Genomic DNA, 11,386 nt, shown 5'->3' on the forward strand with positions numbered 1-11,386 from the left:
GAGTAACCCGACCAATCAAGGAACGGCCTCGGAGAAAAACCCCACACCCGCCCACCCACCCCCCCCCCCCACCCAGCCCCACCCCCCCCCCCCCCCCCCCCCCCCCCCCCCCTGGGCCGTGCGACGGCTCAGCGGTTCAGCTCGAACCAGACCACCTTGCCGGTGCTCAGCCGGGTCGCCCCCCAGCGCCGGGCCAGCTTGTTGACCAGGTACAGGCCGCGCCCGCCCTCGTCGGTGGCCCGGGCCTGCCTGAGGCGCGGCAGCTGCGGCACGTCGTCGCCGACCTCGCAGCGCAGCACGTCCGTGCGCAGCAGCCGCAGCGTCACCGGCCGCGACGCGTACCGCACCGCGTTCGTGACGACCTCGCTGACCAGCAGCTCCACCGAGTCCGACAGGTCCTCCAGGTCCCAGCGGGCGAGCGCCCGGCGGGCCAGCCGGCGGGCCTGGCCGGGGGCCGTGCGCTCCGGCTCCAGCGTCCAGTACGCGACATCGCTCGGCGCGATCCCGTCGAACCGGGCGGCGAGCAGCGCGATGTCGTCGTCCCGGTCGCCCGGGCCGAGCATGTCCAGCACCTCGTCGCACAGCGCTTCCAGTGGCGGCGGATGGTCCGGCCCCGTCAGCCGGGCGGTCGCGGCCAGCCGCTCGCGCAGCTGCTCTATGCCGGTCCACACGTCCCGCAGCCGGGACTCCACCAGCCCGTCGGTGTACAGCAGCAGGGTCGCCCCGGCGGGCGCGTCCAGCTCCACCGCCTCGAAGTCCACCCCGCCGACGCCGATCGGCGCGCCCGGCGGCACCCGCAGCACCTCCGCCCGGCCGCCCAGGTGCAGCAGCACGGGCGGCGGATGGCCGGCGTTGGCGATCGTGATGCGGTGCGTCACCGGGTCGTAGACCGCGTACAGACAGGTCGCCATGCGGTCGGTGCCCAGGCGCTGCGCCTGCTCGTCGAGGTGGTGCAGCACCTCCTGCGGCGGCAGGTCGAGCCCGGCCAGCGTCTGCGCGGTGGTGCGCAGCTGGCCCATGATCGCCGCCGAGGTCATCGAGTGGCCCATCACGTCGCCGACGACCAGGGCGACCCGGCTGCCCGGCAGCGGGATCGCGTCGTACCAGTCGCCGCCGACCCGGGCCGTCTCCGCCGCCGGCAGGTACCGCGAGGCCAGCCGGACACCGGTGGGCCGGGGCAGGGTCTCGGGCAGCATGGTGCGCTGCAACTCGTCGGCGATGTACGCCTCCCGGCCGTACAGCACCGCCTTGTCGATGCCGAGCGCGCTGTGCGTGGCCAGCTGGGCGGCCACCAGCAGGTCGTCCGCCTCGAACGCCGGCTGGTCCGGGCGGCGCAGGAACAGCGCCGCGCCGATCACCCGGCGCCGGCCGCGCAGCGGCGCGAGGATCGCGTGCTGCCCGCCCGGTACGACCTCCTCGCCGCTCTCGCCGAGCAGTTCGGGCAGCGCGGCCCGGGCGGCGGGCGCGTCGGCGAACACCGGACGCACCCCGCGCAGCACCTCGTTCAGCGCGCCGCCCGGCCGCACCTCGCACAGCTCGGTGGTCAGCGCCGACAGGTCCGCCAGCACGGACGGCTCCGGCTCCGGCTCGAACGCCGACGGCAGCAGCACCCCGTCGGTGTCCCGCTCGTCCGGTATCCGGTCGGTGCGGCGCAGCCGCAGCACCACCGGGCCGGTGGGCCGCTCGTCGCCGACCGGCAGCGGATCGCGCAGATAGACCAGGATCGCGTCCGAGAACGTCGGCACGGTGGCCCGGCACAGACCCATCACGATCTCGTCCAGGTCGAGCCCGCGGGCGATGCGCCGGGTGGCCGCGCCCACGAACCTGAGCCGGTCCCCGTCACGCCGCATGGGCATCGGCCGCCCCGAGGGCACGACCCGCCCGGTACGGCGCTCCGGACCCTCCGGCGCGCGCTCCTGGCCCGCCCCGGGCTGCGCCGGGATGCCGTCCGGCGCGGGCCGCGGGCGCAGCGCGCCGGGTTCGGTGACGGCGGGCTGGGAGTGTTCGGGGCCGCCCACCGGGTGCTCCTTCCCCATGCCGTCCTTTCCCTTGCCGCGGGACATGGCCGTGCCCGGCCCGGCGGGCGTGGTGTCGGTACGGGCCTGTGCGGGTAAGGCCGGGTCGCCGAGCGGCCGCGCGGACTGCTCCTGGGTACGCGGGGGCGCCCCGCGGGCCTCCGCGGGGTCGGCGCCCGGCTGGGGGCGCTCGATGGAGGTGGGCTGCTCCGTCACGCGTGTCGCATCCGTCCGTCCGGGGCTGCGCGCCGGATGCGCCGGGCGCGCAGTTGGTCCCGCCGAAGTCCCGATACCCGCAATACGTGCCCAGGGAACGGAATTCCCGCGGGGCCGGCTTTCGTGGTGGTGCCCTGGTACCCCTCGCTCACGTCCTGCCGTCCCTCGGTGACGATCGGTCAGCCCCGGCGCATGCTCCGGTAGTTGCGTTCACGCGCCCTTGCGGAGGACGATCCTACGTTTCCCGTCCGGGGGCGCATCAAGGGTCTCATGAGGACACATGCGCGGGCGTGCGGTCCCAGTCCTCGGGTAGAGAAGGTACCGCCCAGGAGGGGTCCGGGCGCCAGTCCTGCCAGCCGTCCGGGAACGGCGGGCCCCACGCCTGGATCACCTCCACGGCCTCCCGGCCCGCCGCCCGCACCCGTTCGGCGGTCGCCGGGTCCATCAGGCCGTCCCGCTGGGCCTGGGCGAACTCGTCCTCGTCCCGCCAGTGCCAGCTGCGGTCGGGGCCGACGGTGATGTCCAGGAAGTGGTCCTCGGAGTCCACCCCGCCCGCCCAGCGCGCAAGCGGCTGCTCCAGGTTGACGTACCAGTTCTTGAACCGCCAGCCCGGCTCCCAGAACAGCCACACCGACCAGGGACGGCCGGGCTGGGCCAGCTTCAGCACGCCCGTGCCGAACCAGCGGTCCCGCTGGACCGCGCGCGGCTTGGTGTAGCGGGACTCCAGCGGCTCCAGGTGCACGGGCGTGCCGTCGGCGAGGACGGGTCTCACACACTCGGTGCCCGGGGCCAGCCACACCGCCAGCAGGTCGGCGTCGTCGCGTACGACGGTGACGGGCCGGGCGATGTGGAACTGCTCGCCCCCGTTCTCCCGGTAGCGCCACAGGATGTGCGTTCCCGGGGCCCAGTGCGTCGCCGCTCCCGCCGTCACTCGTGCCATCGCTCCGTCGTCCGTCATGGACAGATTTTAGGTGCCCCCGGCATACGACGCTGCGGTGCGCGTCACGGCCGCCCCGGGTGGCCGGAAACGTTCGTTCCCGGGCTACGGGCGCGTCATCCGCAGGACGTCCAGCGCCTCGTCGAGTTGCGCGAGCGTCAGGTCCCCGCGCTCCACGTACCCGCCCTCCAGGACGACTTCGCGGATCGTCCTGCGTTCGGCGAGGGACTTCTTGGCGACCTTCGCGGCCTCCTCGTAACCGATGTACTTGTTCAGCGGGGTGACCACGGACGGGGACGACTCGGCGTACTCGCGGGCGCGTTCGCGGTCGGCGGTGATGCCGTCGATCGTCCGGTCGGCCAGCAGCCGGGAGGCGTTGGCGAGCAGCCGGATGGACTCCAGGACGTTCTTGGCGAGGACCGGGAGCATCACGTTCAGCTCGAAGTTGCCCGCGGCGCCCGCCGTGGTGATGGTGGCGTCGTTGCCGATGACCTGCGCGGCGACCATCAGCACGGCCTCGGGGACGACCGGGTTGACCTTGCCCGGCATGATCGAGGAGCCGGGCTGGAGGTCGGGCAGCCGGATCTCGGCGAGGCCGGTGCGCGGGCCGGACGACATCCAGCGCAGATCGTTGGCGATCTTCGTCAGGCCGACCGCGATGGTGCGCAGCTGCCCGCTGGTCTCCACGATGCCGTCGCGGGCGCCCTGGGCCTCGAAGTGGTCGCGGGCCTCGGTGAGCGGCAGCCCGGTGACCCGGGCGACCTCCTCGATGACGGCGGCGGAGAACCCGGGCGGGGTGTTGATGCCGGTGCCCACCGCCGTGCCGCCCAGCGGCAGCTCGGCCAGGCGCGGCAGGGAGGCGTGCAGCCGCTCGACGCCGTGGCGGACCTGTGCCGCGTAGCCGCCGAACTCCTGGCCGAGGGTCACGGGGGTGGCGTCCATCAGGTGGGTGCGGCCGGACTTCACCACGTCGGCGAACTCGGCGGACTTGCGCTCCAGGGCCGCGGCCAGGTGCTCCAGGGCCGGGATCAGGTCGTGGGTGACGGCCGCGGTGGCCGCGATGTGGATCGAGGACGGGAAGACGTCGTTGGACGACTGCGAGGCGTTGACGTGGTCGTTGGGGTGCACGTCGCGGCCGAGCCGCTCGGTGGCCAGCGTCGCGAGGACCTCGTTGGTGTTCATGTTGGACGAGGTCCCGGAACCGGTCTGGAACACGTCCACCGGGAAGTGCTCGTCCCAGGTGCCGGCGGCGACCTCCCCGGCCGCCTCCTGGATCGCCCGCGCGATGTCCCCGTCCAGCACTCCCAGTTCGGCGTTCACCTTGGCCGCGGCCGCCTTGATGCGGGCCAGGGCCTCGATGTGGGCGCGTTCGAGGCGCTGTCCGGAGAGGGGGAAGTTCTCGACGGCGCGCTGGGTCTGCGCGCGCCACTTGGCATGGGCCGGGACCCGGACCTCGCCCATCGAGTCGTGCTCGATCCGGTACTGCGGCTCTTCGGTCGTCATCGTCGTACCTCCGAAAACATGAGCACGTGTCGCGTCACACGTATTCCCCATCTGACTACCTGCCAGTAAATACCGGGGGTAACACCTGCTTAGGGGAGGCGTCATGCAACGCGTCGGATCCATCGGGTCCAGGATCAGAGGTACGGCCGCCGCTGTCGCGACGGCCGCCACCGTGCTCGCGGGCCTCGCGGCCCCCACCGCCCACGCGGCACCCGCCGCCGCGGCGGCCACCCCCCTCCCGCCCGACCTGGAACGGCTGAGGGCCGCCGAGGCCGCCGCCCTCTACGGCGACCCGGCCGAGCGGCCCCTCGCCGACCGCAAGACCTCGCTCGTCTCCCTGGGTGACAGCGAGATATCCGGCGAGGGCACGGGCAGCTACGAAGCCGGCACCGACGGCCCGGACAACTGGTGCCACCGCTCGCCCCGGGCCGCCGTCCACCGCACCGGCATCCCGGCCGACGTCACCTACAACGTCGCCTGCTCGGGCGCCACCACCGGCAACATCCGCATCGGCGGCACCCGGCAGTACGCCGACGAACCCGTCCAGAGCGACAGCCTCGCCGTCAAGGCGCGCACCACCCGGATCAAGATGATCGTCCTCGTCGCGGGCGCCAACGACGACCTCCAGTTCGGGCCCGTGATGACCGACTGCGTCACCCGCTACCTCACCCTCCAGGGCGCCTGCGCACCGAAGTACGCGCCCGGCTGGCAGGCCCGGGTGGACGCCCTCGTCCCCAAGGTGGAGGCCACCGTCGCCGACCTGAAGACGGTGATGCGGGACGCCGGCTACACCGACGACGCCTACGAACTCGTCCTGATGGGCTACCCGAGCCCCATCGGCCCAGACATCCACGACAACCCCGGCTTCCCGGGCAAATTGGCGGGCGGCTGCGCCGGCTACGACTCCGACAGCGCCTGGGGCCGCGACAGCGCCGTCCCGCTCTTCGAGCGCGGCATGCGCGAGGCGGCCCGCCGGAGCGGCGCCTCCTACCTGGACGGCTCGCGCCTCTTCCACGGCCACGAGGTCTGCATGGAGGACACCTGGGCCCGGGGCCTGTACGTCGACCTCGGCAATCCCTTCCCGGCCGACGCCAACTCGGTACGGCAGTCCTTCCACCCCAACGCCCGCGGCCACGCCGCCTTCGCCGCGTGCCTGACCCGGTTCTACGGCTCGGGGCTGCGCGAGGCGGGCTGCGCCGACCCGGCGAGCACCGGCACGCCCGAGCTGTACCCGGGCGCCTGGGACGACGCGTTCCGCCCGCTGACCGGCCGGGCCACCGGCGCCTGCCTCGACGCCTCGGGCGGATCGAGCGCCGACGGCACCGAGGTGATCGGCTGGGACTGCCACGGGGGCCGCAACCAGGGCTGGTGGTACGACGCCGGGCGGGGCGCGCTGCACGTGGAACTGACCCACGACCGGTGCCTGGACGTGCCGGACGGCTCCTACACCGCCGGCACGGGCCTGGTCCTGTGGAACTGCCACGGCGGCGCCAACCAGCGGTTCGTCCGCCAGGCGGACACGATCCGCCCGGCGGCGGCACCCGGCCTGTGCCTGACCCTGACGGCGGCGAAGGAGCGGGTCAGGCTCCAAACCTGCGACGGCTCGGCGGCCCAGCGCTTCAGCTGACGGGGAACCGGGGCGGGCGCCTTCGTCCGGCGCCCGCCCCGGGATCCGCGTGCGGACTAGGCCAGCCCGGGGCCCCGCACCGGAATGGTGGTGAACGTCGGCTGGGGAGCGGGGTCCTGGAAGAAGTCGTTGCCCTTGTCGTCCACGACGATGAACGCCGGGAAGTCCTCGACCTCGATCCTCCAGACGGCCTCCATGCCCAGCTCCTCGTACTCCAGGACCTCCACCTTCTTGATGCAGTCCTGCGCCAGGCGGGCGGCCGGGCCGCCGATGGAGCCGAGGTAGAAGCCGCCGTGCGCCGCGCACGCGTCGGTGACCTGCTTGCTGCGGTTGCCCTTGGCGAGCATCACCTTCGAGCCGCCCGCCGCCTGGAACTGCTCCACGTAGGAGTCCATGCGGCCGGCCGTGGTCGGGCCGAAGGAACCGGAGGCGTAGCCCTCGGGGGTCTTGGCCGGGCCGGCGTAGTACACCGGGTGGTCCTTGAGGTACTGCGGCATCTCCTCGCCCGCGTCCAGCCGCTCCTTGATCTTGGCGTGCGCGATGTCCCGCGCCACGACCAGCGGACCGGTCAGCGACAGCCGCGTCTTGACCGGGTACCTGGTCAGCTCGGCGAGGATCGTGTCCATCGGCTGGTTCAGGTCGATCCGCACCACGTCGGAGGACTCGTCCAGGTGCTCGTCCGTGGTCTCGGGCAGGAACCGCGCCGGGTCGGTCTCCAGCTGCTCCAGGAAGACGCCCTCGGGCGTGATCTTCGCGAGCGCCTGGCGGTCGGCGGAGCAGGAGACGGCGATGGCGACCGGGCAGGACGCGCCGTGCCGGGGCAGCCGGACCACGCGGACGTCGTGGCAGAAGTACTTGCCGCCGAACTGCGCGCCGATGCCGATCCGCTGCGTCAGCTCGAAGACCTTCTCCTCCAGCTCCTTGTCCCGGAAGCCGTGGCCGAGCGGCGAACCCTCGGCCGGCATGTTGTCCAGGTAGTGCGCGGAGGCGTACTTGGCGGTCTTCAGCGCGAACTCGGCGCTGGTGCCGCCGACGACGATCGCCAGGTGGTACGGCGGGCAGGCGGCCGTACCGAGCGAACGGATCTTCTCCTCCAGGAACTTCATCATGGAGGACTCGTTCAGGACGGCCTTCGTCTCCTGGTACAGGAAGGACTTGTTGGCCGAGCCGCCGCCCTTGGCCATGAACAGGAACTTGTAGGCGCCGCCGTCGGTCGCGTACAGCTCGATCTGGGCCGGCAGGTTGGAGCCGGTGTTCTTCTCCTCCCACATGGTGAGCGGAGCCATCTGCGAGTAGCGCAGGTTCAGCTTGGTGTAGGCGTCGAAGATGCCGTGCGAGAGGTGCTTCTCGTCCTCGCCCGCCGTCAGCACGTGCTGCCCGCGCTTGCCCATGACGATCGCGGTGCCGGTGTCCTGGCACATGGGCAGCACGCCGGCCGCCGCGATGTTCGCGTTCTTCAGCAGGTCCAGCGCCACGAACTTGTCGTTCGCCGACGCCTCCGGGTCGTCGATGATCCGGCGCAGCTGCGCCAGGTGGGCCGGGCGCAGGTAGTGCTGGATGTCGTGGATGGCCTCCTCGGCCAGCTTGCGCAGCGCCTCCGGCTCCACCTTGAGGAACGTCCGGCCGTCCGGTCCCTCGACGGTGGACACGCCCTCGGAGGTCACCAGCCGGTACGGGGTGGTGTCCTCGCCCTGGGGGAGCAGATCGGTGTACGCGAACTCAGGCATCTCAGCCCATTCCTCACTCTGACGGACGGCCGCCCGCCGACGCTGGCGAGCCTCCCCAGCGTAGAACCTGCCGCCGACGGCGAACCTGTGAGGTAAGGCTCAGTCGGCGGTGCCGCGGGTGGGCGGCGCCCGGGGCGGGGATGCTCCCCGGGGCGCGGGGGCGCCCCGGCCGGGGCTGTCGCGATCTATCGTGTTTCGGTACGCTGCGGCCGTGGACCTTCACAAGCAGACCGCACCCACACCCGCGACCGAGCTGCGCGCCTCGGACGCCGACCGCGACCGGGTCGCCGACATCCTCCGCGAGGCCCTGGCCGAGGGCCGGCTGACCGCCGACGAGCACGCCGAGCGCGTGGACGGGGTCCTCAACGCCAAGACGGTGGGCGAGCTGGAGGCCTTCATCCGGGACCTGCCCGCCGCCTACGCCCGCCCGGCCGCCCCCGCCTACACCCCCGTCCCGCCCCGCCCCGAGCCGGGCGCGATCCCGGCGGAGGCCGACGCGAACGTGGTGGCGGTGTTCAGCAGCGCGATGCGCCGGGGCCGCTGGCGCGCCGGGCGCCGGCTGCACGCGTACGCGGTCTTCGGCAACGTGGAGATCGACCTCAGCGAGGCGATCTTCGAGTACCAGCAGGTGGTCGTGAAGGCGGTCGCCGTCTTCGGCGAGGTCCAGATCCGGGTCCCGGAGAACATCTCGCTGCGCGGCACCGGGGGCGGGGTGCTCGGCAAGTTCGAGGTGAGCCCGCTGGACTCGGTCGACTCCGCCGCGCCGGTGGTCTACGTCGACGGCTGGGCGGTCCTCGGCAGCGTGGAGGCGCGCCCCCGGCGCGGCAGGACCGTCTCGGACATCCTGGAGCGCGTCCAGGACAAGGTCGACCGGAAACTGCGCAGGCACCTCGGCCGGTGACGGTCGTGAATCCGCCGGTGACCGGAACGCCCCCGTGCGCCGGCGGCGCCGGCCCGGGGGCGCGAACGAGCCGCCGCGGGCTCACCGGTGCCAACGCTGTGCATAGGCGCGCGCACAGCGGGTAGGCCTTGCTGCATCGTCTCTCGCTCGCGAAGCCGTCGTCAGGAGTAGACCGTGCTGCAACCGCCGCATTCGTCCCTGCAGGTAGCTGGCGTTCCGGTCCAGCGGGTGCCAGCGCGAGACAGGGACCAAGACGCACCCTGGCACACCGAGGCGGTGTGCCGGCGCGACGAGGCCGGCCTGTTCTTCGCCCCGTCGAAGGAGCCCACCGCCGCCCGGCTCTCCCGCGAGGAGGCGGCCAAGCGGGTCTGTGCCCGCTGCCCGGTCATGGTCGAGTGCCGCGAGCACGCCCTGCTCCAGCCCGAGCCGTACGGCGTCTGGGGCGGCCTGACGGCGGCCGAGCGCCGGGTGGTGCTGGCCCGGCGCCGCCGCCGGGAGGTCGAGCTGAAGAAGGCGGCACGGGCCGCGGCGAACCGCATGGCGGGCTGAGACGGACACGCGGAAGGGGCACCCTCCACGCGGAGGGTGCCCCTTCTCTCGGGTTCTCTCGGGTTCTCTCGGGCCGTCCCGCGTCCCGGGTTCCGCGGTCCTACTTCGCCCGGTCGAAGTCGATCGCGCTGTAGGCCCGCAGCTTCCTCAGCCGGTGCTCGGAGTCGATCCGGCGGACCGTCCCCGACTTCGACCGCATCACGATGGACTCGGTCAGCGCCGTCTCGGAGCGGTACCGGACCCCGCGCAGCAGCTCCCCGTCGGTGATCCCGGTCGCGACGAAGAAGACGTTCTCCCCGGAGACCAGGTCGTCGGTGGTGAGCACCCGGTCCAGGTCGTGGCCGGCGTCGATCGCCCGCTGCCGCTCCTCGTCGTCCTTCGGCCACAGCTTGCCCTGGATGGTCCCGCCCAGGCACTTCACGGCGCAGGCCGAAATGATGCCCTCGGGGGTGCCGCCGATGCCGAGCAGCAGGTCGACACCGGTGCCCTCGCGCAGCGCGTACACCGAGCCGGCGACGTCGCCGTCCGAGATCAGCTTGATGCGCGCGCCGGCCTCCCGGACCTCCCGGATCAGCCCTTCGTGGCGCGGCCGGTCGAGGATGACGACGGTGACGTCCTCCGGCGTGGACCGCTTGGCCCTGGCGATCCGGCGGATGTTCACCGCGACGGGCGCGTTGATGTCGACGAAGTCCGCCGCCTCGGGGCCGGTGACCAGCTTGTCCATGTAGAACACCGCGGACGGGTCGAACATGGCGCCGCGCTCGGCGGCGGCGAGGACGGCGATCGCGTTCGGCATGCCCTTGGCGGTCAGCGTGGTGCCGTCGATCGGGTCGACGGCGATGTCCACCTCGGGGCCGGTGCCGTCGCCCACGTGCTCCCCGTTGAAGAGCATCGGGGCCTCGTCCTTCTCGCCCTCGCCGATGACGACCACGCCGTTCATCGACACGGTGGAGACGAGGGTCCGCATGGCGCGCACCGCGGCACCGTCGGCGCCGTTCTTGTCGCCGCGCCCCACCCAGCGGCCCGCGGCCATCGCGGCGGCCTCGGTCACCCGGACGAGTTCCAAAGCGAGGTTGCGGTCGGGGGCCTCCGAGGGAACATCGAGCTCGGACGGCAGGTGATGGTGTTCGGTCATCGGAGCGCACCTTTCTGATACGACGACGGCCGGATGAGGGTCTTGGACTCGACTCTATCGTTAGGCATACAAAATGAGCAGGGGACCCCACGGATGAGCGCCCGGGACACCTGCGACGATAGGGGACGTGGCAGGTTCGAACCGCAAGCAGAAGACGGCCCGGGACATGGTGCTCTCCCTGGCCCTGATCGTCGTCGCGTCGCTGGTCGTGTACTTCTTCACCATCCCGCACGACGATCGCGCTCCCGACCTCAAGCGGGTCGACTACCAGGTCGAACTGCTCACGGCCCGCCGGGCGGCGAGCTACCCGGTGGCCGCGCCCGAGGGCCTGCCGAGTACCTGGAAAGCCACCTCCGTACGCTTCAAGGGCGCGGACGGCGACCGCTGGCACCTCGGCTTCGAGACCCCGGACGGCCAGTACGCGCAGGTCGAGCAGTCCACCACGCACAAGCGCGCCGAGTTCATCGAGGACGCGACCCAGGGCGGCTCGGCGGGCAAGCACACCGAGCGGATCGACGGCCGTACCTGGACCCGTTACACCGGCGGCCGCTACGACGCCCTGGTTCTCGAGGACGCGCCCGGCGCCACGACGGTGGTGGCCGGCACCGCCCCCCTGAAGGACCTGACGACGCTGGCGGCGGCGCTGAAGACGCGGTGACCGCGCACCCGTCCCCGTATGCGTGGAGGGGGGGGGGGGGGGGGGGGGGGGGGGGGGGGGGGGGGGGGGGGGGGAGGGGGGGGGGGGGGGGGGGGGGGGGGGGGGGGGTGGGGGGGAG

Annotated in this window: 9 protein-coding genes; 4 read left to right on the top strand and 5 right to left on the bottom strand. The window is 72.9% G+C overall.

Translation table 11 applies throughout. The features are described from left to right. Positions 1–128: 128 nt before the first annotated feature. The 3 genes from ACZ63H_RS37775 to ACZ63H_RS37785 form a co-directional block, all read right to left on the bottom strand. The gene (locus ACZ63H_RS37775) at positions 129–2,231 is read right to left on the bottom strand and encodes a SpoIIE family protein phosphatase (protein WP_469872989.1); all 2,103 of its coding nucleotides are present in this window, start codon (positions 2,229–2,231) and stop codon (positions 129–131) included. 268 nt (positions 2,232–2,499) lie between these two features. Continuing rightward, positions 2,500–3,189, bottom strand: a complete 690-nt coding sequence (gene fomD / locus ACZ63H_RS37780; protein ID WP_469872990.1) for a cytidylyl-2-hydroxypropylphosphonate hydrolase — start codon at positions 3,187–3,189, stop codon at positions 2,500–2,502. An 84-nt stretch (positions 3,190–3,273) separates the two neighbouring features. Then, positions 3,274–4,671, bottom strand: a complete 1,398-nt coding sequence (locus ACZ63H_RS37785; protein WP_469872991.1) for a class II fumarate hydratase — start codon at positions 4,669–4,671, stop codon at positions 3,274–3,276. 103 nt (positions 4,672–4,774) lie between these two features. On the opposite strand from ACZ63H_RS37785, the gene ACZ63H_RS37790 reads away from it, so the two are divergent. Then, positions 4,775–6,298 carry a ricin-type beta-trefoil lectin domain protein gene (locus ACZ63H_RS37790; protein WP_469872992.1) on the top strand — a complete coding sequence of 508 codons (1,524 nt, stop codon included), beginning with the start codon at positions 4,775–4,777 and terminating at the stop codon, positions 6,296–6,298. Positions 6,299–6,354: 56 nt separating this feature from the next. Here ACZ63H_RS37790 and ACZ63H_RS37795 read toward each other — a convergent pair whose 3' ends face one another. Continuing rightward, complete coding sequence (locus ACZ63H_RS37795; protein WP_469872993.1) at positions 6,355–8,025, bottom strand: fumarate hydratase; 1,671 nt, start codon at positions 8,023–8,025, stop codon at positions 6,355–6,357. Positions 8,026–8,236: 211 nt separating this feature from the next. On the opposite strand from ACZ63H_RS37795, the gene ACZ63H_RS37800 reads away from it, so the two are divergent. Together ACZ63H_RS37800 and ACZ63H_RS37805 are read left to right on the top strand one after the other, a co-directional pair. Beyond that, complete coding sequence (locus ACZ63H_RS37800) at positions 8,237–8,926, top strand: DUF1707 SHOCT-like domain-containing protein (RefSeq protein ID WP_469872994.1); 690 nt, start codon at positions 8,237–8,239, stop codon at positions 8,924–8,926. Between the two features lie 174 nt (positions 8,927–9,100). Continuing rightward, entirely contained in the window at positions 9,101–9,475 is a 375-nt protein-coding gene (locus ACZ63H_RS37805) for a WhiB family transcriptional regulator (RefSeq protein WP_189997456.1), read from the top strand. A 100-nt stretch (positions 9,476–9,575) separates the two neighbouring features. Here the strand turns inward: ACZ63H_RS37805 and glpX are convergent, their stop codons facing one another. Next, complete coding sequence (glpX, locus tag ACZ63H_RS37810; protein WP_469872995.1) at positions 9,576–10,610, bottom strand: class II fructose-bisphosphatase; 1,035 nt, start codon at positions 10,608–10,610, stop codon at positions 9,576–9,578. A gap of 127 nt (positions 10,611–10,737) precedes the next feature. On the opposite strand from glpX, the gene ACZ63H_RS37815 reads away from it, so the two are divergent. Beyond that, positions 10,738–11,268, top strand: a complete 531-nt coding sequence (locus ACZ63H_RS37815; RefSeq protein WP_469872996.1) for a DUF4245 domain-containing protein — start codon at positions 10,738–10,740, stop codon at positions 11,266–11,268. Positions 11,269–11,386: the final 118 nt, after the last annotated feature.

The organism is Streptomyces sp. NPDC104831 (assembly GCF_055583025.1).

What these genes read in the sequence shown, in the direction of transcription:
- fomD (WP_469872990.1), bottom strand. Translation starts at nt 3,189, where the DNA reads ATGACGGACGACGGAGCGATGGCACGAGTGACGGCGGGAGCGGCGACG.
- ACZ63H_RS37785 (WP_469872991.1), bottom strand. Translation starts at nt 4,671, where the DNA reads ATGACGACCGAAGAGCCGCAGTACCGGATCGAGCACGACTCGATGGGC.
- ACZ63H_RS37790 (WP_469872992.1), top strand. Translation starts at nt 4,775, where the DNA reads ATGCAACGCGTCGGATCCATCGGGTCCAGGATCAGAGGTACGGCCGCC.
- ACZ63H_RS37795 (WP_469872993.1), bottom strand. Translation starts at nt 8,025, where the DNA reads ATGCCTGAGTTCGCGTACACCGATCTGCTCCCCCAGGGCGAGGACACC.
- glpX (WP_469872995.1), bottom strand. Translation starts at nt 10,610, where the DNA reads ATGACCGAACACCATCACCTGCCGTCCGAGCTCGATGTTCCCTCGGAG.